A 23,666-nucleotide genomic window follows, 5' to 3' on the forward strand; every position below is an offset into this window, starting at 1 on the left:
ATGACATCTCCTGCCCCCGCCGTTTTGATTATCGATTTGGAGGTCAATCCCAAAACAGATGCCGTGTTCAAACTTGGCGCATACCGTCCTGACTTGGAACTGGGGTACGAGCGCGCCGTCCGCAATGTAAAAGGCTTCAGGGAAGCCCTGTTTGAAATGGAATACCTTGCGAACGGTGCGCACTGGCTGATGGGGCATAATATTCTGGCGCACGATTTGCGCTATCTGAAGGAAGCCGCCCCCGATTTGCCGTGGTTGTCCCTGCCCGTTTTGGATACCCTGAGGCTGTCGCCGCTCGCTTTTCCGCAAAATCCTTATCACCGCCTGATTAAAAACCACAAAATCATTTCATCCTCGCTCAATTCTCCCGAAGCCGACTGCCGCGCCTGCTGGCAGCTTTTTCAGGACCAGTGTGCTGCGTTCGGCAATCTGAAAACCCGCCATCCCGAAACCTACGGTGTTTACAGCGGGCTGTTCGGCGCATTGCCGTATCGGGTTGCAGACGGCATCGTCATTCCCGGCACGCAGACACAGCACAACGCCTATGCGCTGATTCCGCATATTTGGAACATGGTGCAGGACGAAGTTGAAACAGGCCGTCTGAAAGTCTGCAAAACCCGTTTTACCCGACTGATGCGCGAGGACATACACCGGCCCGAACTCTATATCCCGCTTGCCTATGCGCTCTCGTGGCTGTCCGTTTCGGGAGGCAATTCGGTACTTGCGCCGTGGGTGCGCCACCAGTTTCCCGATACCGCGCGTCTGATTGCCGAATTGCGCGACCACGACTGCGGCGATGCCGGATGCCGCTATTGCTGCGACACGCTCAACCCTGTTTCGCAACTGAAGCGTTATTTCGGCTTTGCCTCGTTCAGGGAAGTGGATGGCGTAACAGGCGGACAGCAGGCGATTGTCAAGGCGGGCATGAACGGCGAACATGTGCTGGCGGTCCTGCCTACGGGAGGCGGGAAATCATTGTGCTTCCAGCTTCCCGCGCTCAACCGCTATTACCGCAACGGCGGGCTGACCGTCGTCGTTTCCCCGTTGCAGTCGCTGATGAAGGACCAAGTGGACAATTTAAAGGCGAAGGGGCGGACGGATGTGGATACGCTCAACGGCATGCTGTCGGTAACGGAGCGCGCGGACGTATTGGACAGGGTCGCTTTGGGCGATGTCGGTATTTTGTTTGTCGCACCCGAACAGTTCCGCAATACGAGCTTTATCAAAGCCATCGAACACCGCCAAATCAACGGCTGGGTATTCGACGAAGCACACTGCCTGTCCAAATGGGGGCACGATTTCCGCCCCGATTATCTGTATGCCGCCAAATTCATTGCCAAGCGCAACCGCAACGGAGCGGCAGCCGCCCCCGTAAGCTGCTTTACGGCAACGGCGAAACCGGACGTCCTTCAGGAAATTACGGAACATTTCCGCGAAGAACTGGGTATCGAGTTCAAACAGTTTATCGGCGGCAACGAGCGCAGCAATCTGTTTTACGAGGTTTTGGAGGTTTCAGACGACCTTAAAAACCGCTACATCGACGAACTGCTGCACCGCGAACTCGACCATCAGGACGGCGGGGCGGTCGTGTTTGTGGCACGGCAGAAAAGTGCCGAAAAATATGCGGAATTTTTAAAGCGTCAGGGCTGGGATTGCGAATATTTCCATGCGGGGCTTCAGGCAAATGCCAAAGCCGAAATCCAAGACGATTTCATTCACGACAGATTAAGGGTCATCGTTGCGACCAACGCGTTCGGCATGGGCGTGGACAAGCCCAACGTGCGGCTGGTGGTTCATGCCGAGATTACCGGTTCGCTGGAAAACTATCTTCAGGAAGCGGGACGGGCGGGACGCGACCAAAAGGAGGCAAAATGCGTGCTGCTGTTCGACCGTTCGGACGTGGATACCCAGTTCCGCCTCAGCCGCTTCTCTCAGCTCGAGCAGCGCGATCTGCAATCCGTATGGCGCAAACTCAAACTCTTGAACCGGACGGTATCGGGCAAAGCGGAAGATGACGCCATTGTCGTAACGGGCGGGGAAATCCTGCGGGATACCGAAGGATACATGAGCTTCGACAGCGATGACAGGCAGGCGGACACCAAAGTCAAAGCAGCCTTGGCATGGCTGGAGCGGGCGGATTTGCTGGAACGAAGCGAAAACCAAACCCGTATCTTTCCTTCGCGTTCGGGCCGTCTGAATCTGGATCAGGCATGGGGCATCATTGCCAAAGCAAATTTGGGACAGCGCAAAACCGATTTGTACCGGACCATTGCCGAAATCGTTTTTAACGCCGACGACGACGCACCATTGAGTACCGACGTACTGGCCCAGGCTACCGCGTGCAGCTTTGCCGAATTGCGCGGACACCTGAAGAAGTTGGAGGAATTGGGCGTATTGGTCAACGATACAAAAATGACCGTCAACCTGCGTACTGACCATTCCAAACCGTCTGAAAAGCGGCTTGAGCTTATCATCGGGCATGAGGAAAAGCTGTGGCAGATCTTGAACGAAAAAATTCCGGATGCCGACCGCGGCGTCTGGCAAAACCTGTCGCTGACGGCGGTATGCCGGGAAATGCACGATATGGGCTGTGAAACCGTCCCTGCCGACATCAAGCTGCTGATGCAGTCGCTTGCTTACGATAAAGCGGCGGCGGAAACCCGCAGCAGCGGCAGCTTTGACATCATCGACAAAGGCAACGATATGTTGCTGCTGCGCTTCAAAGACAAACAAAGCACATGGGCGCAACTTCGTGAAAACGCCGCACTGCGCCGCCACATATGCATGAGCCTCCTACCTTTGCTCATCAGTAAAACGGGCGGCATCCGCAGCAAAGACGCCGTGGTGGAAACCAGTTTCGGAGAACTGGAACAGCACATCGGCGACGATTTGGCACTTGCCGCACAAATTCCCGAAAAACGCCGCGAAATCCTGCTCAAACAGGCTTTGCTGTTCATGCACAAACTCGGCGTCATCAAGCTCAACCACGGCATGACCATCCTGCGCCACGCCATGACCATACGGCTCGACCACAACGCGCTGGAGCAGAAACGCCAATACCTGAAAGCCGACTACCGCCCGCTGGAAATCTTTTACGGAGAAAAACGCTTCCAGATACACGTCATGCAGGAATACGCCCTTTGCGCCCTGAAAAACCTGCAAAACGGCTGGGAGCTGGTCAGCGACTATTTCAAAACCAGCGAGAAAGATTTTAAAAACAAATGGTTCAAAGGCCGTCTGAAAGAATTGGAAGAATCCATTTCGCCGCAGACCCTGCACACGATTACCGACGGCTTGAACGCCATCCAAAAAGCCGTCGTTACCGGAAAACAGGAAAACCGCCTGGTGCTGGCAGGTCCGGGCTCGGGCAAAACGCGCGTCATCGTACACCGTACCGCCTATCTGCTGAAGGCAGAACATGTCAATCCCGCCTCCGTCATCATCCTGACTTTCAACCGCCTTGCCGCGCAGGAAATTAAACGGCGTCTGTTCGAACTGGTCGGCAGCCTTGCCGCCGCCGTTACCGTCCTGACTTACGACGGGATGGCGATGAGGCTTTTGGGCGTGCGGTTTGACGGCAAAAAAGAGTATGAGGAAGGACAGTTCAAAAAGTGGTGCAGGGAAGCCGCCGCCATGCTGTCGGGCGGACTCTCCGCCGATGCGGACAGCGACGACGCCCGCGACCGCATCATGGCGGGCTTTCGTTATATTCTGGTGGACGAATACCAAGACATCACCGAAGAGCATTACGAACTGGTTTCCGCACTTGCAGGACGGAAACGTGAGGACGAAGACGAAAAACTGACCATTATCGCAGTCGGCGACGACGACCAAAACATCTATGCCTTCAACGGTACGAGCAACGAATACATCCACCGCTTCCTGCAGGATTACGGGGTAAAACAGCCCGATTTCCTGACCTTCAACTACCGCAGCACGCAAAACATCATTAGCGCCGCCAATCGGCTGATTCAGGATATGGGAGGCCGTCTGAAAACCCTGCACCCGATAGTCATCAACCCCGAAAGGCAGCATCAGCCCAACGGCGGTATCTGGTCGGAGCGCGACGGGGAGCGGCAAGGGCGTGTGCGTGTCGTCAAACTGCCCTCTCAAGGCAGCCGTCAGCAGAAAAACAATATCCAGGCGCAGGCAGTCGCTGCCGAAATCCGCCGCCTGCAAACCCTTGCCGACATCAAGTACCGCAGCATCGCCGTATTGTCGAGAAACAACGGCGAACTCAAACCCATGCAGGCATGGTGCGAACAGAACAACATTCCCTATTTCCTCGCCAAAGATCGCAAACACGGCATACGCCTGCGCCATACCCGCGAATTCGTGCGCCTTGTCGAACAATTAGTGCCAGACAAACAGCAGGAAGGGCAGAAAGAAAAAACATTCACCGGAAACGAGTTCGCAGAACTGATACGCTCGCAGGACGCAGGAGGTATGTGGCAGGACTATTTCAGACAGACGGCACAGGATTTCCTGCGGGAAAATACCGCCGATACCGGCTATCCCGCCGCATTCCTGAAAAACTGGCTGTACGAATACGTCGGCAACGAAAGTGAAAGCCGCTCGGACGGCATCTTCCTAGGGACGGCACATTCCGTGAAAGGCTTGGAATTCAAGCATGTCTTCGTCTTGGACGGAGGCTGGAACAGCGCGGACGAGTCCGAACAGCGGCTGTACTACGTCGCCATGACCCGCGCGATTGAAACCCTGACTCTGATTCAAAATACGCCGCAGCATTTGTGGATAGGCAGGCTGCCCGAAGAAACAGAATGCGTGGAACGCAGCTATACGGTTTTGCCCGAATTGGACACGGAATACCGGACGCTGTCTCTTTACAGCGATAAAAAAGAAAACCGGCCCGCCGAGCTGGACATCGGCTTTATCGCACGCGAAACACGGAATGCCTCCGACCTTATTTCAAGGTTGGAAGCCGCAAAAAAACTGAAAGTCGGCGATGCGCTGACGATACGGCGAGGCGGATGGCAAAACAAGCAATACGAATTCTGCACCGACGGCATTGCCGTGGCGAGAACCGCCAAAAATGCCGCCTTTCCGGAGTTGGACGCCGTTTCAGACCTGTCCGCCATCCGTGTCCGCGCAGCGGCATTCGGCGTCCGCTATCGTGAGGACGAACAATATACGGACAATATTCCTAAAAAAATCCAAAAATGGCCGCTGGTCATCCCCATGCTGATTATTCCCAAATAGCAATATAGCGAATTAACTGACCCCAAGTTCGGCAAGCGCAGTATCGGAGTGAGTTAATCAGTGGTAGTAGCTCAAGAGGCCGTCTGAAAAAGCAGAATCTTGTTTTTCAGACGGCCTCTTGAGCTTTGGGCGATTGCAGGCAAGTTGCGTGCCGCACGGATTGTTTGATAAAGCGGTGTTATTTGGTCTTGATTGACCGTTAATACGCCTTTTACCTGCTCAAAATGCGCCGCGGCATCTTGCAGCGGTATGTTTTGCGGCGGCCGGATGACAATGCCGCGGAGGGTTCTGTATGCGTAAATCAGGGTTGCGCCGTAGTCTTTGACGGCCTGTATCAAAGGGGCGGGGCCGGTTTGGCCGTCGTAGAAGATAAGAAGATAATCAGGTTGCCGGAAGTGTTTTGTTCGGTTCCGGCGGTTTGGGGCGGGGGAATGTGCCGGGCAGGGGAGGCGCAGGCAGTGAGCAGGACACAGAGCAGCAGGGCGGTTGTTCGGATTTGGGGCACGGTTGAGGCCGTCTGAAAGGATGGAGCGGTATTTTATCTTTTCAGACGGCCTTTTGCCGAAGCCGGCCGTTATTTTTTCGGCGAGAGTTGGTCGACCAGGCCGCCGTCGGAGAAATATTTTTTCATGATGCCTTCCCACGGGCCGAATTTTTCGTTCGGGCTGAAGGTTTCGATTTCGGGGAAGTCGGCTTTGTGTGCGGCCAATACCTTGACGTCGCGCGGGCGCAGGTAGAGTTTGGCGGCAAGTTCCTGAGCGGGTTTGCTCCACAGGTATTGCAGGTATTCTTCGGCGGCGGCGCGCGTGCCTTTTTTCTCGACGACGCTGTCTACGGCGGCAACGGGGCTTTCGGAAAGGATGGTGTAGCTCGGATAGACGATTTCAAATTGGTTCGGTGCGAGCTTTTTGCTGACGTGGTTGGCTTCGTTCTCGAAGGTAATCAACACGTCGCCGATGTTACGCTGGCTGAAGGTGGTGGTGGCCGCGCGGCCTCCATTTTCAAAGACGGGGGCGTTTTTCAGAAGGGTGGCGACAAATTCTTTAGCCTTGTTTTCATCACCGTTGTTTGCTTTCAGTCCGTAACCGTATGCGCCGAGGAAGGCGTAGCGGCCGTTGCCGGTGGTTTTCGGGTTGGCGATGACGATTTGCACGCCGTTTTTGGTCAAATCGGGCCAGTCTTTAATTTGTTTGGGATTGCCTTTGCGCACGAGAAATACGGTGGTGCTGGTATAGGGTACGGCGTTGTCGGGCAGGCGTTTGGCCCAGTCGGGTTTAATCAGCCCTTTTTGTTCCAAGAGTTCGATGTCGGAAGTCTGGTTCATGGTTACGATGTCGGCGGCTAGGCCGTTGGCGACCGACAGGGCCTGTTTGCTCGAACCGCCGTGCGACTGCTGTATGTCGACGGTTTCGCCGTTGTGTTTGGCTTGGTATTCTTTGGCGAACAGGGGATTGTATTCTTTGTAAAAATCACGGGCGACATCGTAGGAAACGTTCAGCAGTTTGATGCCCTTGCCGCCGTCAGCTGCGGGGGCGGACGATTCTGCGGCGGTATTTTGTCCTGACTTGGGCGAGCAGGCGGACAGTGCCAGCGCGGCGCCGATTGCGGCCAGTGAGAATATGCGTGCGTTCACGGGATGCTCCTTCGTTTTTCTAGACGGCAACCACTTTATACCGTGCGGGTGGCGGTGGGAAATAATGTTTTTGCCGGCGGTTATCAGTTTTGGTTATATAGGCGGTACACGGTGCAGCGGGATGCAAAGGAGGCCGTCTGAAAACGGTTTTCAGACGGCCTCTTAAAGAAAAAGCCCTGTCGGTGAACAGGGCTTTGCCAAGCGAAATTTTTTACAGGCCGCTCAGGCGGGCGGTGTCGTGGGCAATCATCAGCTCTTCGTTGGTCGGGATGACGACGGCTACGGCTTTGCTGTCGGCGGTAGTAATCACGCCTGCGTTGCCGAAACGGGCTTTCAGGTTGGCTTCGTGGTCTTCGGTCAGGCCGAGGAAGCCGAGGTAGCCCAATACTTTGGAGCGGATGAGTTCGGAGTTTTCACCGATGCCGCCGGTGAAGACCAGCGCGTCCAAACCGCCGGCGGCTACGGCCATGCTGCCGACGTATTTGGCCAGACGGTATACGAACACTTCCATGGCCAGAATCGCGCCTTCGTGGCCTTTGGCCGCTTCTTCTTCAATGGTACGGCAGTCGTTGGACAGGCCGGATAAACCCAGCAGGCCGGATTTCTTGTTCAGCATGTCGGTAATCTGGGCGATGGTCATGTTGGCGTTTTCCGCCAAAAAGCCGAATACGGCGGGGTCGATGTCGCCGCTGCGGGTACCCATTACCAAGCCTTCCAGCGGGGTCAGGCCCATACTGGTATCCTGGCATTTGCCGCCGGCGACGGCGGAGATGGATGCGCCGTTGCCCAAGTGGGCGATAACCATGCGCAGATCTTCTTTGTTTTTACCGAGGAAACGGGCGGTTTCGTCGGCGACGAAACGGTAGCTGGTACCGTGCGCGCCGTAGCGGCGCAGGCCGTATTTGCGGTAGAGTTCCTGCGGAATGGCGTAGGTGTAGGCGTGTTTGGGCATACTCTGGTGGAATGCGGTGTCGAATACGACGACGTTGGGCAGGCCTTTGAAGATGCTCTGGGCGGCACGCAGGCCGAGCAGGTGGGCAGGGTTGTGCAACGGGGCGAGCGGGATACATTTTTCGATGCCGGCAATCACTTCGTCGTCAACCAAGATGGATTCGCTGTACAGTTCGCCGCCGCTGACGATGCGGTGGCCGATGGCGCCGATTTTGCTGTCGAGGCCGTGGGCTTTGAGTTCTTCCATCAATGCTTCCACCGCGCCGGTATGGTTGGGTTTGGCCGACAAATCGACTTTGTGTTTTTCGCCGTTGGCTTTGAAGGTAACGAAGGCGTCGGGCAGGTTCAGCTTTTCGGCCAGGCAGCTTAACAATACTTCGCCGCTGTCGTTGTCGATGGCGGCGCCTTTCAGCGAGGAGCTGCCGCAGTTCAATACCAAGATGAGTTTTTGAGTCATTTTTTAGTTCCTGAGTGTTCGGACGGTCTGTCGGATCGGGTGGGGGAGGCCGTCTGAAAAAGTTAATGGATCTGACGCGGCGTATTTTATCAAAGTTTGCGGTTTTATGCTGATATTAATATTTTGTTATTAATATGTTTGGCACGGCTGAGGCTTTGCAGCGGCGCGGCAAACTGTTACATTAGGGTCTTTTGCCGCAGGCCGTCTGAAAACCTGTTTTCAGACGGCCTGCGGGTGATAGAGACGTTAAAACCATGCATTATTTCAGTATCCACACGCAGCAGGGCGGCCATTTGGGCTTTTTCGTGATGCTGGCCGACGACGGGGCGGAAGCCGGGCCGAAGGGCGGGCGGTTTGCGGTCAAGCTGCAAAGCGAAAATCCGTCCGGCGGGCCTCAGGCGGATATGCTGCGCAGTTTGGAGCAGGAGGGAAAACCGCTGCTCTGGCGCGTTGAAAAAGACCGCGTCGAGTTGTTTTGCGGCGGCCGGAACATCGGTTCGATACGCAATGAATACCTGACCCTGCTGGGGCATTCGCTGGTACTGAATGATTTGACGGGAACGATTTGAATGGAAAGCATGTTTATTCTGGTGCCCATCAGCATCATCTTGGCTTTCGTCATCGGCTACTTTTTTTGGTGGTCGGGCAAAAACGGCCAGTTCGACGACCTCGAAGGTCCGGCGCACCGTATTTTGATGGACGATGATTCCACCGACAAACTGATTGATAAAGACGATAACGATGACCCAGAAAAAAGATAATCTGAACTTTGCGACAAGCCGCCGGTTCGCGCCGCTTTTCGGTACGCAGTTTCTGGGCGCGTTCAACGACAACCTTTTTAAAACCGCGCTGTTCGTGATGATAAGTTTCTACGGTTTGGGCAAAAACGATTTCCTGCCACCCAGCCAGATGCTGAATTTGGGCGCTTTGCTCTTCATCCTGCCGTATTTTCTGTTTTCCGCCTTTTCCGGCCAGTTGAGTACCAAATTCGATAAGGCGGTGCTGGCGCGTTGGGTGAAGGTGCTCGAAATCGCAGTGATGGGTATGGCGGCTTATGGTTTTTTGATTCAGTCCGCGCCGCTGCTGTTGTTCTGCCTGTTTTGCATGGGCACGCAGTCCACGCTGTTCGGCCCGCTGAAATACGCCGTGCTGCCCGATTATCTGAACGACAAAGAGCTGATTATGGGCAACAGCCTGATTGAGTCGGGTACGTTTATCGCCATCTTGTTCGGCCAGATTCTGGGTACGTCGGTAGCGGGCGTGCCGCCTTATGTCGTCGGTTTCCTAGTGGTGCTGACCGCCATGCTGGGCACGGCCGCCAGCCTGTTCATGCCTTCCGTGGCCGCAAAAGACCCTGCGACGAAGATTGAACCGAACATCGCCAGAAGCACGGCGGGGCTGATGCGTGAAACCGCTTCGCAACGCGAGGTGTTTACCGCCATCATCGGTATTTCGTGGTTTTGGTTCGTCGGTTCGGTCTATACCACCCAGCTTCCGACTTTCACCCAAATCCATCTCGGCGGCAACGATAATGTGTTCAATCTGATGCTGGCGCTGTTTTCCGTCGGCATTGCGGCCGGGTCGGTATTGTGCGCCAAACTCAGCCATGAGCGGCTGCATCTGGGGCTGGTAACGGTCGGAACGTGCGGCCTGACCGCCTGCGGTTTGCTGCTGGTGTGGCTGACGCACGGCCAGCGGTTCACTTCGCTTAACGGCGTGATCTGGTTTCTGTCGCAGGGCAACGCTTATCCGGTGATGCTGGTGATGACGCTGATCGGTTTTTTTGGCGGCTTTTTCTCCGTGCCGCTTTATACATGGCTTCAGACGGCCAGCAGCGAAACCTTCCGCGCCCATGCGGTGGCGGCCAACAATATCGTCAACGGCGTGTTCATGGTGTCGGCGGCGGTGTTGAGCGCGGTGTTGCTGATGCTGTTTAACAGTATTGCTTTACTTTACTTGGCCGTGGCGTTGGGCAATATCCCGCTGATGGTGTATCTGGCGAAACGGGAAAAACAATTTTTGAAAGATGTCGAAGGCTATCTTGGGATTTCCGAATAGCGTCCGAACCAAACGCGAGGCCGTCTGAAAAATCCGTAACCGGGCCGCGGTTTTTCAGACGGCCTCTTTGCACGTATCCAATGTATAATAGCTGCTTCCTCTGTTTCCGTCCTCTTCCGACATGATTTATCCGTGGCACCAGCAGCAATGGCGGCAAATCGCCGAACACTGGCAAAACCGGCCCAACGCGTGGCTGTTTACCGGCAGGGAAAACACCGGTAAAACCGAGTTCGCGCGCTTTACGGCGCAGGCGTTGCTGTGCGAGACGCCGAAGGATAACCACGAACCCTGCGGCACATGCACGTCCTGCCATCTGTTCGCCCAAAAAAGCCATCCCGATTTTTACGAACTCACGCCCGAAATACCCGAGGGCGAAGCAGTCGGCCGCAAACTGCTGCAAATCAAAATCGACGCGGTACGCGGCATCGTGGACGGCATCCACCTTACCTCGGTGCGCGGCGGGTTGCGCGTGGTGTTGGTACATCCGGTGGAGGGCATGAACCTCCAAGCCGCCAACAGCCTGCTCAAAGTGCTGGAAGAGCCGCCCGAGCACGTTGTGTTTCTGCTGGTAACCCATGCCCGCGACAAACTGCTGCCGACCATCAAAAGCCGCTGCCGCCAGATGGTATTGCCGCCGCCGTCGCACAGTCAGGCACTGCATTACCTGCGGGAACGCGGCGTCGCTCAGGCAGAGGCGCTGCTGGCTTTCCACAGCGGCGCCCCGTTGTTCGAACATGCGCCCGAGTCGGACGAGCTGCGCGCCGAACTGCTCCGCCTGCTCGCCGCCCCGCGCCTGCTGGCGATTCTGGATTACGCGGCGGCATTCGACCGGCAAAAGCAGCCGTTGGCGGTGTTTATCGGCTGGATGCAGAAATGGCTGCTTGATGTCGGCTTGGCGCAACAAAAAATGCCGCCGCTGTATTACCCCGAATACGCCGCGCAATCGGCGGATACGGCGGCGAGGACCGAAGCGGCGGCTTTGTTTGCCTTGGTAGGCCGTCTGAACGCCCTCAGCCCTTACGGATACCATACCTTAAGTGTTAGAATGCAGCTCGAATACCTGTTAACGGATTATCTTGAATTTTGGCAGAATAAAAGGGTTACACCATGAATGCTACTGATTTACCGGGAAAAATGATGTCTTTGCAGTTGAAAGAAAAAGCCATGCTTTACAACTGCTACATGCCTTTTTTAGAACACGGCGGCCTGTTTGTGCCGACCGACGATATTTTCTCGCTGGGCGACGAAGTGCTGCTCGCCGTGGAAATCATCGACCATCCCAAAAAATTCCTGCGCACGCAGGTCGCCTGGATTAATCCCGCGCGCACTTCGGCACACCGTCCGAAAGGCGTCGGGCTGGCCTTCGGCACGGACGAAATCTGCATCCAGACCAAGCAACTTATCGAGGCCGAACTGGGCAACGTATTGCGCAGCGACAGAGCCACTTTCACCCTTTAAACCGCCGGTAAAATATGTATCTGATTGATTCGCACTGCCACCTGAATTTCGACGGCTTGGCCGACCGCCTGCCCGAAGTGTTCGCCAATATGCGCGCGCAGCAGGTCGGGCAGGCATTGGCCATCAGCGTCAGTCGGGAGAGTTTTACCGAAGTATTCGCCATCGCGGAAAACAACGGCCACATCTTCTGCACCATAGGCGTACATCCCGACCGTCGGGATGCGGAGGAATTTAGCGTTGCCGAAATGGTGGCGCAGGCGCGGCATCCGAAAGTGGTCGGTATCGGCGAGACCGGTTTGGATTATTATTGGTGCAAAGGCGATTTGGCTTGGCAGCACCGGCGTTTTGCCGACCACATCCAAGCGGCCAATGAAGCCGGCCTGCCGGTGGTGGTGCATACCCGCGATGCCGCCGCCGATACCTTGCGGCTGCTGAAGGAATGCAATACGCGGGCGGGCGTCATCCATTGTTTTTCCGAAGATGTGGCTTTTGCCAAAGCCGCGCTGGATTTGGGGCTGTATATTTCGTTTTCGGGCATCGTTACCTTCAAAAACGCGCCGTCGATTCAGGAAGCGGCGAAATATGTGCCCGCCGACAGGATGCTGGTGGAAACCGATTCTCCGTTCCTTGCGCCCGTGCCCAAGCGCGGCAAACCGAACGAGCCGTCTTATGTGCGATATACCGCCGAGTTTCTCGCCAAACTGAGGGGCGAGACCTTGGAACAGGTCGCAGAAACGACCACCGAGAATTTTTACCGTCTGTTCAGCAAAGTGCCGAGAATCGCGTGATGCGGCCTGAGTCGGCGGATTGCTTGCCGAAAGGCCGTCTGAAAGAAAGGAAGTCATGAAAAAAGCTCTGATACTGAGTGCCGCCGCTGCCGTAACCTTGGCTGCGTGCAGTGCGGCCGACAATCCGAATTCTCAGGAAGAACAACCGGTCGTCGGCATGGCCAATCCCGCGTCCGAATTTTGCGTGAAGCAGGGCGGCAGGCTGGAGCCGAAAAAGGATGCGCAGGGCAACGAATACGCGCTCTGCCACCTGTCCGACGGTACGGTGGCGGAGGAATGGGAATATTTCCGCAAACACAGCAAATAACCTTTTGAGGCCGTCTGAAAAATCGTTTCAGACGGCCTCAAAACCATACGGGCCGAGATGTACGCCCCGTCCTTTTCTGCAACGGGGCAAATGCGGGCGTACCGCAATATTGCTACAATATCGGGCTGGTTTGGTCTCTGAATGACACGGTATGAACGGCGACATTACTCTGCTTACATTATTCCTGCTCGGCTTTTTCGGCGGCGGCCACTGCGTCGGCATGTGCGGCGGACTGAGCAGCGCGTTTGCCTTGCAGCTCCCGCCCGGGCTGAACCGTGCCGGCCTGATTGTGCTGCTGAATCTGGGGCGGATAAGCAGCTATGTTTTTATCGGGCTGCTGGTCGGTGCTATCGGACAAATCGGCATTTCACTCGACCAGACGCGCTGGCTGCAAAACGGCCTGTACCTCTCCGCCAATCTGCTGCTGCTGTTTTTAGGGCTGTATCTGGCCGGAATTTCCAGCCTGGCCACCAGAATCGAAAGCATCGGCCGTCCGGTCTGGAAACGCCTTAATCCGCTTTTGAACAGGCTGCTGCCGATTCAGTCCGTTCCCGCCTGCTTCGGCGTCGGTATGCTGTGGGGCTGGCTGCCCTGCGGCCTGGTGTACAGCGCCTCGCTTTACGCCTTGGGCAGCGGCAACGCGTTGGAAGGCGGGCTGTATATGTTGGCCTTCGCGTTGGGCACGCTGCCGAACCTGTTGGCAATGGGGCTGTTTGCCGCGCAGTTGAAAAATTTTCTGCAACGGAAAACCGTGCGTCTGGCCGCCGGATTGCTGGTCGCGGCGTGGGCGCTCTGGCGGTTGGTGTCTTTTTATGTTGCGTTTTGAATGGAACACCGCCGTTATGTGCGCAGGCCGTCTGAATTTTTCAGACGGCCTGCGTTTCATATGAAAGCGGCTAAACCATTTTCCAAAGCATTCTTGCGGCAATGGCCAGAAGCAGCAGGCCGAAAGCTGTTTTCAGTGTTTCGGGCGGGAGTTTGTGGGCGGTTTTGACACCCAGCGGGGCAAACACTATGGTGGCGATACTCAGAATGGCAACGGCGGGCAGGTAGAGGAAACCGACCGCGCCGTCGGGCAGGTCGGAAATGTGCCGGCCTGCGGCCAGATAACCGACGGTACCGGCCAGCGCAATCGGCCATGCCAGGCCGGAAGATGTGCCGACGGCTTTGTGCGGCGGCATGTTGCAGTAGATAAGGAAAGGCACGGAGAGCGAACCGCCGCCGATGCCGACCCAGCTGGAAACCGCGCCGAACAGTACGCCCGTGGCGTTTAAGCCGGCAAGGCGGGGCAGGGTGCGCGAGGGTTTGGGTTTGATGCCGACAAGGGTTCTGACGGCGATGATGCTGATGAAGGCGATGAAGAAAACCTGTAAACCGGCGGTAGGCATGTATTTTGCCGAGGTGGCGCCGATGAGTACGCCCGCCATCATGCCCGGGGTCATGCGCATGACGGTTTGCCAGTCGATGGATTGTTTTTTGTGTTGCGCGGCGACGCTTGAAAGGGTGGTGAACAGCATAACGGCAAAAGACGTGCCGACGGCCAAGTGCTGGGCGTAGGGGTGGTTGCCGATACCTTGCAGTTGCAATGCCCACAAAACGACGGGGACGATGATCGTCCCGCCGCCGACGCCGAGCAGTCCGGCAATGAATCCGGCCAGACTGCCGACGGCGAGCAGGGCGGCAATGATTTCAAGCGGCCACATTTTTCAGACGGCCTTACGCTTCTTAAACCAGCGGCACACGGCCATCACATAACCCGACAGGCTGTATCCGAAGAAAAACAGAAACAGGACCAGCGACGGTTCCCAAGTAATCAGCAGCAGAATCAGTACGGCCAGTACCATGCCCATAAACGGCACTTTGCGGCGGATGTTGATTTCCTTGAAACTCCAAAACGGAATCTGCACAATCATGGAGATGCCGGCAAACAGGGTGATGCCCAAGGCCCACCATTGCACGGCGGGGAAGCGTTCCACGCTGTGGTTGACCCAAATCAGACCGACGATCAGGGCGGCGGCGGTCGGGCTGGGCACGCCGATGAACCAGCGTTTGTCGACTTTGCCGATTAAGGTGTTGAACAGGGCGAGGCGCAGCGCGGCGCAGGCGCAGTAGATAAAGGCTATCGAGTAGCCGATTCTGCCGAACTGCCAGAGCTGCCATTTGTAGGCAATCAGGGCGGGGGCGACGCCGAAGCTGACCATGTCGGCGAGGCTGTCGAGCTGCTCGCCGAACGCGCTTTGGCTGTTGGTCCAGCGTGCGACGCGGCCGTCCATGCCGTCGAGCAGCATGGAGATGAATACTGCGATGGCGGCGGTTTCGTAGCGGCCGTGCATGGATTGGGTGATGGCGAAGAAGGCGGAAAACAGTGCCGCAACCGTAAACGAGTTGGGCAGCAGGTAAATGCTGTTCTGCCGCAGGGAATGGCGCGGCGGTGTGGGATTTTGGGGGTTTTCCATATTTTCCATAATGATACCGTTGGTCCGCATGGCGGGGGAATGCAGATTATACCGCATCGCGCCGGAAAACAAATGGGCGGGCGGCAAACGGGAAACCGTTGCAGCGGCAGGCCGTCTGAAACGGCGGGAGATATGGGCGGTTTCAGACGGCCTCGAATGGTTTTTGGAGGCTGCGCCGCTTCCGGCATTAAAAAAGCAGCCCTGCAAAGAGCTGCTTTTTTCAGACGGCCGGTCAGACCGCTTCGGCTTTGGTGATGACGACAGGTTCGGTCGGTACGTCGTCGTGGTAGCCGTGGCGTTTGGTGGCGACGCCTTCGATGGCATCGACCACGTCAAACCCATCGACTACTTTGCCGAATACGGCGTAGCCCCAATCTTGGACGACGGTTTTGCCGTACAGCTCTTTAGAACGGAAGTTCAGGAAGGCGTTGTCGGCGGTGTTGATGAAGAATTGCGCGCTGGCGGAATGCGGGTCGGAGGTGCGCGCCATGGCGACGGTGTATTTCTCGTTGGGCAGGCCGTTGGACGCTTCGTTTTGAATCGGCTCGCGTGTTTCTTTTTCGTTCATGTTCTCGTCCATGCCGCCGCCTTGAATCATGAAGCCTTTGATGACGCGGTGGAAGATTACGCCGTCGTAGAAGCCGTCTTTGACGTATTGCTCGAAGTTTTTGGCGGTAACGGGGGCTTTGTCGAAATCGAGTTCGATTTTGATGTCGCCTTTGTTGGTGTGCAGGATAATCATGAGTTTCCTTTCGTTGTAAATCGTTTTGGAGATGGTGTCCGGCGGACAAACTTCAAGGCCGTCTGAAAAATATTCTTTCAGACGGCCTGACTAATGCAAATGATGCGTTACATCAGGATGAGGTACGCCCACATGGCGACGAGGACAATACAGAGGACGTTCAGCAGCAGGCCGACGTTCATCATTTCGCGCTGTTTGATTAGGCCCGTACCGAACACAATCGCGTTGGGCGGCGTGGCCACCGGCAGCATGAAGGCACAAGATGCGCCGATGCCGATAACGAATACCAAAACTTGTTCGGGTAGCCCCATTTGCGCGGCGATGCTGGCGAAAATGGGCACGAGCAGCGCGGCGGAGGCAGTGTTACTGGTGAACTCGGTCAGGAAGATGATGAAGGCGGCGACTACGAAAATCACCAGCAGCGGATGCGCGGCGGTGAAAGTAGTGGCCACCTGCTGACCCAAGGCTTCGGACGCGCCGGAAGATTGCAGCAGCGCGCTTAAGCTGATGCCGCCGCCGAAGAGCATCAACACACCCCAGTCGGTGTTGCGGGCAACTTCTTTCCATTGCGCCACACCGAATACGACGACGGCGACGGCGGCAATCAGGGCGATGACGGTGTCTGGGTTGGAAATGCCAAAAACTTCTTTGATTTTAGCGCTGAACACCCATGCTACGGCGGCAGCGATGAAAATCAACAGCGCGATCACGCGGTGCAGCGTCCAAGGGATAGACTCGGCTTTGACTTCGACGCGATCGTTCAGATTGGGCTTGAGGATGACATACATGGAAAACAGCATCAAGGGCAGAATCAACAGCATCATCGGCAGGCCGAGCTTCATCCAGCCAACGAAATCCAGATTCAGGGCTTTGGCGGCAATCATGTTCGGCGGCGAACCGACCACGGTACCCAAACCGCCGATGCTGGCGCAATAGGCGATGCCGAGCAATACGAACACAAAGGTTTTGCGGTCTTTCTCTTTGTCCAGATGATCCATCATGCCCATAGCCAAGGGCAGCATCATGGCGGCGGTGGCGGTGTTGCTGATCCACATGGAGAGAAAGGCGGTTACGGCAAACAGCATCAAAACCGCCACTTTCATATTGCCTCGGGAAACACGCAGCAGGCTGACGGCGATTTTGCGGTCGAGACGCTGCATGTGCAGGGCGGTGGCGAGCGCAAAGCCGCCGAAGAAGATGTAAATCGTCGGGTCGGCAAAGCCCGCCATCGCTTTTTTGATGTCCGTATCAGGGAAACCGAGTACGACGGCGAGAATCGGCACCATCAATGCAGTTACCGTGATGTGGACGGCTTCGGTAAACCAAAGCGCGGCAACGAAAATCAACAGCGCGATGCCTTTGTTGGCATCAGTGCCGTAGGGCAGGATGTGATAGATGCCGAAACAGACGACGGCGGAAATAATCGTCGTCAGCAGGCCTTTAAAGTCGGTAATCGGTGGCTGTGCACTGAGCAGCTCGACATTCTCAGGATGCTGGGTTTTGTCTTTTGAGTGCAAATCCATAATGCGCTCCTTTGGGGCGGTGGTTCGAACGGTTTTGAAACCGTATTTGTAGCGGGCTGTTGCCTGCTTTAATAGCAATAATCTGTGGAGAGTATATTTGTAATTGAAAGTAGTGTAAACACATTGTAAACAATTTAACGCGATGCGGCGGCTTTGTGTTTGATAAAAAATGAGAAATACGGCAAGGGCAGAGATAATTCGGAGTATTATGGGTGCGCGCTGCAAATAAAAAGGCCGTCTGAAAAACCGAAACGGTTTTCAGACGGCCTCATTCATATCGTTGAGATTATTTGCGCAGTTGTTTGGCCGCTTCGACGGCGTAATAGGTCAGGATGCCGTCGGCACCGGCGCGTTTGAAGGCAAGCAGGCTTTCGAGTATGACTTTTTCGCCGTCCAGCCAGCCGTTTTGAATCGCGGCTTGAAGCATGGCGTATTCGCCGGAAACTTGGTAGGCGTAGGTCGGTACGCCGAACTCGTCTTTGACGCGGCGGACAACGTCAAGATAGGGCAGGCCGGGTTTGACCATCACCATATCCGCGCCTTCCTGAATGTCGAGGGCGACTTCGTGCAGGGCTTCGTCGGTGTTGGCGGGGTCCATTTGGTAGGTTTTCTTGTCGGCTTTGCCCAGATTGCCGGAACTGCCGACCGCATCGCGGAACGGGCCGTAAAAAGCGGAGGCATATTTGGCGGAATACGCCATGATGCGGGTGTGGATGTGTCCCGCGTCTTCGAGGGCTTCGCGGATGGCGAAGATGCGACCGTCCATCATGTCGGACGGGGCGACGACCTGCGCACCTGCGTCGGCGTGGCACAAGGCTTGTTTCACCAAAACTTCGATGGTTTCGTCGTTGAGGACGTAGCCGTTCGCATCGGTCAGCCCGTCTTGCCCGTGAATGGTGTAGGGGTCGAGGGCGACGTCGGTCATGATGCCGAGTTCGGGGAATTTTTCGCGCAGGGTACGCACGACGGTAGGAACGAGTCCTTCGGGGTTGTAGGCTTCTTCCGCCAAGTCGGTTTTATTTCGGGTAACGACGGGGAAGAGTGCCAGCATGGGGATGCCGAGCTTGAGGGCTTCTTCGGCGGTGAACAATAATTTGTCCAAGCTTTGCCGTTTCACGCCGGGCATGGAAGGAACGGCTTCTTCTTGGTTGCTGCCTTCGAGTACGAAGACGGGGTAAATCAAATCGTCTGCGGTCAGGGTGTGTTCGCGCATCAGGCGGCGGGAAAAATCGTCTTTGCGCATACGGCGCATACGGGTGGCGGAAACATGGCGCGGCGGGAAATTCATAATCGGCCTTTCTAAAAAAGAGAAACCGCATCGGATTTCAGACGGCCTGAATCCAAATGCGGCGGTTTGTTGTCTGACGGCCGTCAGTTTACGCTGTTTCGGCCGTTTGCTGAAGTTTAAAACGAATGTCAGTCTTGAACGTTACCGATGGCTTCGACGGATTTCTTTATTTCGCGCAGTTTGCTCGGATTATACAGACGCTCTTCGAAAGGGGTCATGCCGTCTGAATTGAGCACTTCCAAATTGTTTAGCGCACGGCGGTATTCGGCGTCGCTCAGTTTGTTCTGGCTGATGCGCCATACTTTGCGGCCGTTGCCGCCTTTGACTTGCGCGGCGGTCCACAGGCCGACCTGTTTGTAATAGAACAGAACCGCCTGCGCCAACGTTTTCATGTCTGCCTGCGGTTTGCCGCTGCCGATGCTGCGGCCGATGCGGTTGTTGCGGATGTCGACCGCCTGATCTGCGGCAAGGCGGCTGAAGTAATCGGTTTTGCCTTCGCGCACTTCGGTGTCGCTCAGATACGCATCGCCGGCGCGTTCGGCAATGATGCTGTCGAATTGGGAGGAAATGGCGGCCTGCCACAGGGTGTGCCGCACGGCATTGACCTGCGTGCCCCTGCCTTCGCCGTTGGCTTTATTGTCCAATCCGGTACGTTTGGCAAGACGGGCGGCATTGCTGCTGATGTTGACCGATTTGTAGTCTTCCACCCCTATGGTGCGGGCGGCAACGGGATGATTGATGATGAACTGCGCGATTTTGCTGCGGCGGCTTTGGTCGTGCTGGTAGGTCGTGCAGCCTGCCAGCGACGCGGCGAGTATGCTGGTAATGATAAGGTGTTTAATCGGTTTCATGACAGTAAAGAGACGTTTTTATCATGTATGATTTTTAACATGAAAAGGAATTTTTCGGGAAACTTTTTTTCAGACGGCCTTATCTGCCGTCCAGCGGTTGTTCCGAAAAACGGGGCAATATTATTTACTTATTCTATCGTATTTTTTATTGCAGCAGGTTGGAAATTTCTTTTTTCAGTTTGTCCAAAAAACGCCCCTGCCGGACGAGTTGCGCCGCGTTTTCATATTGCTGCCGGCGGAACGCTTCGCGCAAATCCCGCCACAATTCCTGCTGCGCGCCGGAGATTTCCTTATCCAAGGCGGGCAGGGCAGTCTGGTCTTGTCCGCCGCGCGCTTCGGCCAGCGTTTCGCGCCACTCCATTTGTTGCATGAGAAATTCGGGAGCGAACGAAGTGTGTTCGGGTGCGTCGGCGTCGATGCCCTGCTGCCGGAGCAGGTAGGCGGCGCGGTCGGTGGGATTTCTCAGCGTGCGGTAGGCTTCGTTAATGGTGGACGACATCATCACGGCTTGTTTCTGTTCGAACGCGGAAGCGGAGGCGAAACGGTCGGGATGGAAGCGCGCAGCCAGCGTGCGGTAGTTTTGTTCGAGGCTGTCGGTATCGATGTCGAATTGCGGTTCGAGTTGGAACAGGGTGAAATACTGGCTCATGGTGTCGCTTTCGGTAAGAGGCCGTCTGAAAACGGCGGTGCGGTTTCAGACGGCCTAAGGTTAAGGGCGAAAGGCCGTGTTTGCCTTGTACGCCGTATCCGGTCAAACGTGGAAACTTTCGCCGCAGCCGCAGGAGTCTTTTACATTGGGGTTTTCGAATTTAAAACCTTCCTGCAAGCCTTCTTTGGTGTAATCGACTTGGGTGCCGTCCAGATAAACCAGACTTTTCGGGTCGATATAGATGCGGGCGCCGTGTTCTTCGAATACCAAATCTTCGGCGCTGGCCTCATCGACAAATTCAAGGTTGTAGGCCATGCCCGAACAGCCGCTGGTTTTCACGCCCAAGCGCACGCCCAAGCCTTTGCCGCGTTTGGTCAGGTAGTTGTTGATATATTTGGCGGCGTTTTCGGTGATGGTAATCATAATATTGTCCTTACGGGTTGCTGTTTTGCTGCGCTTTCGCCCATGCGACGGCGGCCTCTATCGCGGCTTTGGCCTGCGGGCTGTTTTTCCAGCAGCTCGAACCGGTCAGTGCCGCGCCCTGTTGCAGAATTTCGCCGGCATCTGCGGCGGCAAGTTCCGCCACATCGTCCAAACCCATCTGCTGCAAACGCTGCAATACGGTTTTGCCTATGCCTTTGACGGCGAGCAGGGATTGGGTTTGCGCTTCGGTAAAGGCCATGAATCGTCTCTTACGGTAGGGGTTTCAGACGGCCTGCGGAGGCACGAGGTATCGGAGGCCGTCTGAAAAAGTTTATTGGGCTTCTTTTTTCTTGCGGTAGTCGGCAACGGCCGCTTTTACCGCGTCTTCCGCCAGGATGGAGCAGTGGATTTTCACCGGCGGCAGTTCCAGTTCTTCGGCGATTTCGCTGTTTTTGATTGCCAGCGCGTCATCCAAGCTTTTGCCTTTGACCCACTCGGTAATCAGGCTGGACGAAGCGATGGCCGAGCCGCAGCCGTAAGTTTTAAATTTCGCATCTTCGATGATGCCCTCGTCGTTCACTTTGATTTGCAGGCGCATGACGTCGCCGCAGGCGGGCGCGCCGACCATGCCGGTGCCGACGGAATCGTCTCCCTTGTCGAATGTGCCGACGTTGCGCGGATTTTCATAGTGGTCGATTACTTTATCGCTGTATGCCATGATGTGGTTTCCTTAATGTTTTTTGATGGTTTAAGTGGTTTGTTTGCCGATTTTCAGACGGCCTGAAGTTTAGATTTTGCACGCGCCGCCTTCGCAGCCGTCGTCGTTTTCCGAATCGACGCCGCCTTCCACAGTAACGCCGTCAAAATCTTCAAGCAGGTTGTCGAGATTGTCGAGGTCAAGTTCTTGTTCGTTCATGGGTTGCATCCTTGATTTTAATGTGGTGGCTTTTAGGTCGTCTGAAAAGGTCTTTTAGGGTTTTCAGACGACCTTTTTTATTTATTAGGTAGGTTGGGTTGTTAAACCCAACATTTCAGGTGCTTTAATAGGCTTGTTGGGTTTCTAACCCAACCTACGCTTACTACTTAATTTCACTATTTGTTTCCTCTTTATTTTTCTCAGTCATCTGTAATTTTTCAACCATTAATAATTCTTTTTCTTTTAAACTTTCTTCTAATTGATTGATGATCTTCAATATACCTTGATTGACTACAATACCTGCAATAGATACACTTATAAAATATTGCCAAGATAATCCGTCTTTAAATATATTTATCAAAAATATTAAAGACGCTATGGCAAAACATATAGCAAAAAAAATGCAGGTATGCAAGTTACTAACAGCAGCAATAATCTTATTTTTATTACGAGATTTAAACCAATCCGTTTTTATATTCCCTTGAATAATCTCCCAAAATATCCCACCAAAAAAAGTCATTATAAATCCTAGTACATACCCATCAATTAACTTAAGCCAATCACCCGGAAACTTATCGAAAAAATATTTATAATTACAAATAAAAATTATCCACAATACAGCTCCAGGAATAGCAATAAATAATTGATAACGTTTCATTTTAACTCCAAATATATATGATTAAGCATTATAACTTACAATTGAATTTTCGTTACCTTAATGCGCTGCCCATTCAATCGAGTTTAAATCAATTCCGTCTTTGAACATTTCCCACAGCGGCGACAGCTCGCGCAGTTTGCCGATTTTGGATTTGATCAGTTCTGCCGCAAACTGCACTTCTTCTTCGGTGGTCATGCGGCCGAAGGTGATGCGCAGGGATGAGTGTGCCAGTTCGTCGTTGCGGCCGAGCGCGCGCAGGACGTAGCTGGGTTCGAGCGAGGCGGAGGTACAGGCGGAGCCGCTGGATACGGCGAGTTCTTTCACTGCCATAATCAGGCTTTCACCTTCGACGAAGTTGAAGCTGACGTTCAGGTTGTTCGGGGCGCGGTGCTCGAGGTCGCCGTTGATATAGACTTCTTCGATGCCTTCGATGCCTTTGAGGAAGATGTCGCGCAGTTTGCGGTAGTGCGCCATGTCTTGTTCGAGTTCTTCTTTGGCGATGCGGAAGGCTTCGCCCATGCCGACGATTTGGTGGGTCGGCAGGGTGCCGCTGCGGAAGCCGCGTTCGTGGCCGCCGCCGTGCATTTGGGCTTCGAGGCGGACGCGGGGTTTGCGGCGGACGTACAGTGCGCCGATGCCTTTGGGTCCGTACACTTTGTGGCCGGACATGGACAGCAGGTCGATTTTGGCGGCTTCGACATCGACAGGCACTTTGCCGCAGGCTTGGGCGGCATCGACGTGGAAGATGATTTTGCGTTCGCGGCAAATTTCGCCGATGGCGGGAATGTCTTGCACCACGCCGATTTCGTTGTTTACCCACATTACGGAAATCAGGATGGTGTCGTCGCGGATGGCGGCTTTGAGTTCTTCCAAATCAATCAAACCGTTTTCTTGTACGCCGAGGTAGGTTACTTCAAAACCTTGGCGTTCAAGTTCGCGCATGGTGTCGAGCACGGCTTTGTGCTCGGTTTTGACGGTGATGAGGTGTTTGCCTTTAGTTTTGTAGAAGTTTGCCGCGCCTTTGATGGCGAGGTTGTCGGACTCGGTCGCGCCGCTGGTGAAGACGATTTCTTTGGAATCGGCGTTAATCAGGGCGGCGATGTCGGCGCGGGCTTTTTCGACGGCCTCTTCTGCTTCCCAGCCGAATGCGTGGCTGTTGGAAGCGGGGTTACCGAAGGTTTCGGTCAGATAGGGAATCATTTTTTCGGCAACGCGTTTGTCAACGGGGGTGGTGGCGGCGTAGTCGAGATAAACGGGGGTTTTGACGGTCATGGTTTGCTCTTTCTTT

At 55.0% G+C, this 23,666-nt stretch carries 25 protein-coding genes; 9 read left to right on the top strand and 16 right to left on the bottom strand.

The window, feature by feature from the left end; translation table 11 throughout:
- On the top strand, positions 1–5,220 hold the full coding sequence (locus ACI43T_RS06150) for a RecQ family ATP-dependent DNA helicase (RefSeq protein ID WP_405385927.1): 5,220 nt from the start codon (positions 1–3) through the stop codon (positions 5,218–5,220).
- 71 nt (positions 5,221–5,291) lie between these two features.
- Here ACI43T_RS06150 and ACI43T_RS06155 read toward each other — a convergent pair whose 3' ends face one another.
- The 3 genes from ACI43T_RS06155 to ACI43T_RS06165 all read right to left on the bottom strand — a co-directional run bounded on the left by ACI43T_RS06155 (position 5,292) and on the right by ACI43T_RS06165 (position 8,261).
- A complete protein-coding gene (locus ACI43T_RS06155; protein WP_405385929.1) occupies positions 5,292–5,558 on the bottom strand; it encodes a hypothetical protein in 267 nt (88 codons plus the stop codon).
- Positions 5,559–5,794: 236 nt separating this feature from the next.
- Positions 5,795–6,853, bottom strand: a complete 1,059-nt coding sequence (locus ACI43T_RS06160) for a sulfate ABC transporter substrate-binding protein (protein ID WP_405385931.1) — start codon at positions 6,851–6,853, stop codon at positions 5,795–5,797.
- Positions 6,854–7,064: 211 nt separating this feature from the next.
- Positions 7,065–8,261, bottom strand: coding sequence for an acetate kinase (locus ACI43T_RS06165; RefSeq protein ID WP_009173128.1), 1,197 nt, complete (start codon positions 8,259–8,261; stop codon positions 7,065–7,067).
- A gap of 254 nt (positions 8,262–8,515) precedes the next feature.
- Between ACI43T_RS06165 and ACI43T_RS06170 the strand changes: the two genes are divergently transcribed.
- The 8 genes from ACI43T_RS06170 to ACI43T_RS06205 all read left to right on the top strand — a co-directional run bounded on the left by ACI43T_RS06170 (position 8,516) and on the right by ACI43T_RS06205 (position 13,698).
- Positions 8,516–8,830 carry an HLGFF motif protein gene (locus ACI43T_RS06170; protein WP_009173129.1) on the top strand — a complete coding sequence of 105 codons (315 nt, stop codon included), beginning with the start codon at positions 8,516–8,518 and terminating at the stop codon, positions 8,828–8,830.
- On the top strand, positions 8,831–9,022 hold the full coding sequence (gene ccoS / locus ACI43T_RS06175; protein ID WP_009173130.1) for a cbb3-type cytochrome oxidase assembly protein CcoS: 192 nt from the start codon (positions 8,831–8,833) through the stop codon (positions 9,020–9,022).
- Positions 9,003–10,319 carry an MFS transporter gene (locus tag ACI43T_RS06180; RefSeq protein WP_405385934.1) on the top strand — a complete coding sequence of 439 codons (1,317 nt, stop codon included), beginning with the start codon at positions 9,003–9,005 and terminating at the stop codon, positions 10,317–10,319. The genes ccoS and ACI43T_RS06180 overlap by 20 nt, the downstream gene beginning before the upstream one ends.
- A gap of 121 nt (positions 10,320–10,440) precedes the next feature.
- Positions 10,441–11,430, top strand: coding sequence for a DNA polymerase III subunit delta' (locus ACI43T_RS06185; RefSeq protein ID WP_405385936.1), 990 nt, complete (start codon positions 10,441–10,443; stop codon positions 11,428–11,430).
- Entirely contained in the window at positions 11,427–11,777 is a 351-nt protein-coding gene (locus tag ACI43T_RS06190) for a PilZ domain-containing protein (protein ID WP_009173133.1), read from the top strand. Before ACI43T_RS06185 ends, ACI43T_RS06190 begins: the two co-directional genes overlap by 4 nt.
- A 14-nt stretch (positions 11,778–11,791) precedes the next feature.
- On the top strand, positions 11,792–12,565 hold the full coding sequence (locus ACI43T_RS06195) for a TatD family hydrolase (protein ID WP_377079600.1): 774 nt from the start codon (positions 11,792–11,794) through the stop codon (positions 12,563–12,565).
- A gap of 55 nt (positions 12,566–12,620) precedes the next feature.
- Positions 12,621–12,872, top strand: a complete 252-nt coding sequence (locus ACI43T_RS06200; protein ID WP_405385939.1) for a putative hemolysin — start codon at positions 12,621–12,623, stop codon at positions 12,870–12,872.
- Positions 12,873–13,023: 151 nt separating this feature from the next.
- Complete coding sequence (locus ACI43T_RS06205) at positions 13,024–13,698, top strand: sulfite exporter TauE/SafE family protein (RefSeq protein WP_009173136.1); 675 nt, start codon at positions 13,024–13,026, stop codon at positions 13,696–13,698.
- Between the two features lie 70 nt (positions 13,699–13,768).
- Here ACI43T_RS06205 and ACI43T_RS06210 read toward each other — a convergent pair whose 3' ends face one another.
- From ACI43T_RS06210 to ACI43T_RS06270, 13 genes are all read right to left on the bottom strand, one after another.
- Complete coding sequence (locus ACI43T_RS06210; protein ID WP_405385941.1) at positions 13,769–14,575, bottom strand: sulfite exporter TauE/SafE family protein; 807 nt, start codon at positions 14,573–14,575, stop codon at positions 13,769–13,771.
- A gap of 3 nt (positions 14,576–14,578) precedes the next feature.
- A complete protein-coding gene (gene pssA / locus ACI43T_RS06215; protein ID WP_293276352.1) occupies positions 14,579–15,337 on the bottom strand; it encodes a CDP-diacylglycerol--serine O-phosphatidyltransferase in 759 nt (252 codons plus the stop codon).
- A 223-nt stretch (positions 15,338–15,560) separates the two neighbouring features.
- A complete protein-coding gene (locus tag ACI43T_RS06220; protein ID WP_009173139.1) occupies positions 15,561–16,070 on the bottom strand; it encodes a peptidylprolyl isomerase in 510 nt (169 codons plus the stop codon).
- 107 nt (positions 16,071–16,177) lie between these two features.
- On the bottom strand, positions 16,178–17,593 hold the full coding sequence (locus ACI43T_RS06225) for an SLC13 family permease (RefSeq protein ID WP_405385943.1): 1,416 nt from the start codon (positions 17,591–17,593) through the stop codon (positions 16,178–16,180).
- A 286-nt stretch (positions 17,594–17,879) separates the two neighbouring features.
- Entirely contained in the window at positions 17,880–18,881 is a 1,002-nt protein-coding gene (gene hemB, locus ACI43T_RS06230) for a porphobilinogen synthase (RefSeq protein WP_405385945.1), read from the bottom strand.
- 128 nt (positions 18,882–19,009) lie between these two features.
- Positions 19,010–19,732: a DUF6973 domain-containing protein gene (locus tag ACI43T_RS06235; protein WP_405385947.1), complete on the bottom strand. Its 723-nt coding sequence runs from the start codon at positions 19,730–19,732 to the stop codon at positions 19,010–19,012.
- A gap of 145 nt (positions 19,733–19,877) precedes the next feature.
- The gene (gene hscB, locus ACI43T_RS06240; RefSeq protein WP_405385949.1) at positions 19,878–20,381 is read right to left on the bottom strand and encodes a Fe-S protein assembly co-chaperone HscB; all 504 of its coding nucleotides are present in this window, start codon (positions 20,379–20,381) and stop codon (positions 19,878–19,880) included.
- 102 nt (positions 20,382–20,483) lie between these two features.
- Positions 20,484–20,804: an iron-sulfur cluster assembly protein IscA gene (gene iscA / locus ACI43T_RS06245; protein ID WP_003764837.1), complete on the bottom strand. Its 321-nt coding sequence runs from the start codon at positions 20,802–20,804 to the stop codon at positions 20,484–20,486.
- A 10-nt stretch (positions 20,805–20,814) separates the two neighbouring features.
- Entirely contained in the window at positions 20,815–21,063 is a 249-nt protein-coding gene (locus ACI43T_RS06250) for a recombinase RecA (RefSeq protein ID WP_009173144.1), read from the bottom strand.
- Between the two features lie 72 nt (positions 21,064–21,135).
- Positions 21,136–21,522: a Fe-S cluster assembly scaffold IscU gene (iscU, locus tag ACI43T_RS06255; RefSeq protein ID WP_123796284.1), complete on the bottom strand. Its 387-nt coding sequence runs from the start codon at positions 21,520–21,522 to the stop codon at positions 21,136–21,138.
- A gap of 69 nt (positions 21,523–21,591) precedes the next feature.
- The gene (locus ACI43T_RS06260; RefSeq protein ID WP_003712319.1) at positions 21,592–21,720 is read right to left on the bottom strand and encodes a hypothetical protein; all 129 of its coding nucleotides are present in this window, start codon (positions 21,718–21,720) and stop codon (positions 21,592–21,594) included.
- Positions 21,721–21,883: 163 nt separating this feature from the next.
- Entirely contained in the window at positions 21,884–22,378 is a 495-nt protein-coding gene (locus ACI43T_RS06265; protein ID WP_405385952.1) for a hypothetical protein, read from the bottom strand.
- 57 nt (positions 22,379–22,435) lie between these two features.
- The gene (locus tag ACI43T_RS06270) at positions 22,436–23,650 is read right to left on the bottom strand and encodes an IscS subfamily cysteine desulfurase (protein ID WP_405385954.1); all 1,215 of its coding nucleotides are present in this window, start codon (positions 23,648–23,650) and stop codon (positions 22,436–22,438) included.
- Positions 23,651–23,666: the final 16 nt, after the last annotated feature.

The organism is Neisseria oralis, from assembly GCF_045062685.1.
GTDB classification, from domain to species: Bacteria; Pseudomonadota; Gammaproteobacteria; order Burkholderiales; family Neisseriaceae; genus Neisseria; species Neisseria oralis.

Excerpts from the sequence above, each read along its gene's own strand:
- ACI43T_RS06150 (WP_405385927.1), top strand. The coding sequence starts at position 1 with ATGACATCTCCTGCCCCCGCCGTTTTGATTATCGATTTGGAGGTCAAT.
- ACI43T_RS06165 (WP_009173128.1), bottom strand. The coding sequence starts at position 8,261 with ATGACTCAAAAACTCATCTTGGTATTGAACTGCGGCAGCTCCTCGCTG.
- ACI43T_RS06170 (WP_009173129.1), top strand. The coding sequence starts at position 8,516 with ATGCATTATTTCAGTATCCACACGCAGCAGGGCGGCCATTTGGGCTTT.
- ccoS (WP_009173130.1), top strand. The coding sequence starts at position 8,831 with ATGGAAAGCATGTTTATTCTGGTGCCCATCAGCATCATCTTGGCTTTC.
- ACI43T_RS06180 (WP_405385934.1), top strand. The coding sequence starts at position 9,003 with ATGACCCAGAAAAAAGATAATCTGAACTTTGCGACAAGCCGCCGGTTC.
- ACI43T_RS06185 (WP_405385936.1), top strand. The coding sequence starts at position 10,441 with ATGATTTATCCGTGGCACCAGCAGCAATGGCGGCAAATCGCCGAACAC.
- ACI43T_RS06190 (WP_009173133.1), top strand. The coding sequence starts at position 11,427 with ATGAATGCTACTGATTTACCGGGAAAAATGATGTCTTTGCAGTTGAAA.
- ACI43T_RS06195 (WP_377079600.1), top strand. The coding sequence starts at position 11,792 with ATGTATCTGATTGATTCGCACTGCCACCTGAATTTCGACGGCTTGGCC.
- ACI43T_RS06200 (WP_405385939.1), top strand. The coding sequence starts at position 12,621 with ATGAAAAAAGCTCTGATACTGAGTGCCGCCGCTGCCGTAACCTTGGCT.
- ACI43T_RS06205 (WP_009173136.1), top strand. The coding sequence starts at position 13,024 with ATGAACGGCGACATTACTCTGCTTACATTATTCCTGCTCGGCTTTTTC.
- ACI43T_RS06210 (WP_405385941.1), bottom strand. The coding sequence starts at position 14,575 with ATGTGGCCGCTTGAAATCATTGCCGCCCTGCTCGCCGTCGGCAGTCTG.
- pssA (WP_293276352.1), bottom strand. The coding sequence starts at position 15,337 with ATGGAAAATATGGAAAACCCCCAAAATCCCACACCGCCGCGCCATTCC.
- ACI43T_RS06220 (WP_009173139.1), bottom strand. The coding sequence starts at position 16,070 with ATGATTATCCTGCACACCAACAAAGGCGACATCAAAATCGAACTCGAT.
- ACI43T_RS06225 (WP_405385943.1), bottom strand. The coding sequence starts at position 17,593 with ATGGATTTGCACTCAAAAGACAAAACCCAGCATCCTGAGAATGTCGAG.
- hemB (WP_405385945.1), bottom strand. The coding sequence starts at position 18,881 with ATGAATTTCCCGCCGCGCCATGTTTCCGCCACCCGTATGCGCCGTATG.
- ACI43T_RS06235 (WP_405385947.1), bottom strand. The coding sequence starts at position 19,732 with ATGAAACCGATTAAACACCTTATCATTACCAGCATACTCGCCGCGTCG.
- hscB (WP_405385949.1), bottom strand. The coding sequence starts at position 20,381 with ATGAGCCAGTATTTCACCCTGTTCCAACTCGAACCGCAATTCGACATC.
- iscA (WP_003764837.1), bottom strand. The coding sequence starts at position 20,804 with ATGATTACCATCACCGAAAACGCCGCCAAATATATCAACAACTACCTG.
- ACI43T_RS06250 (WP_009173144.1), bottom strand. The coding sequence starts at position 21,063 with ATGGCCTTTACCGAAGCGCAAACCCAATCCCTGCTCGCCGTCAAAGGC.
- iscU (WP_123796284.1), bottom strand. The coding sequence starts at position 21,522 with ATGGCATACAGCGATAAAGTAATCGACCACTATGAAAATCCGCGCAAC.
- ACI43T_RS06260 (WP_003712319.1), bottom strand. The coding sequence starts at position 21,720 with ATGAACGAACAAGAACTTGACCTCGACAATCTCGACAACCTGCTTGAA.
- ACI43T_RS06265 (WP_405385952.1), bottom strand. The coding sequence starts at position 22,378 with ATGAAACGTTATCAATTATTTATTGCTATTCCTGGAGCTGTATTGTGG.
- ACI43T_RS06270 (WP_405385954.1), bottom strand. The coding sequence starts at position 23,650 with ATGACCGTCAAAACCCCCGTTTATCTCGACTACGCCGCCACCACCCCC.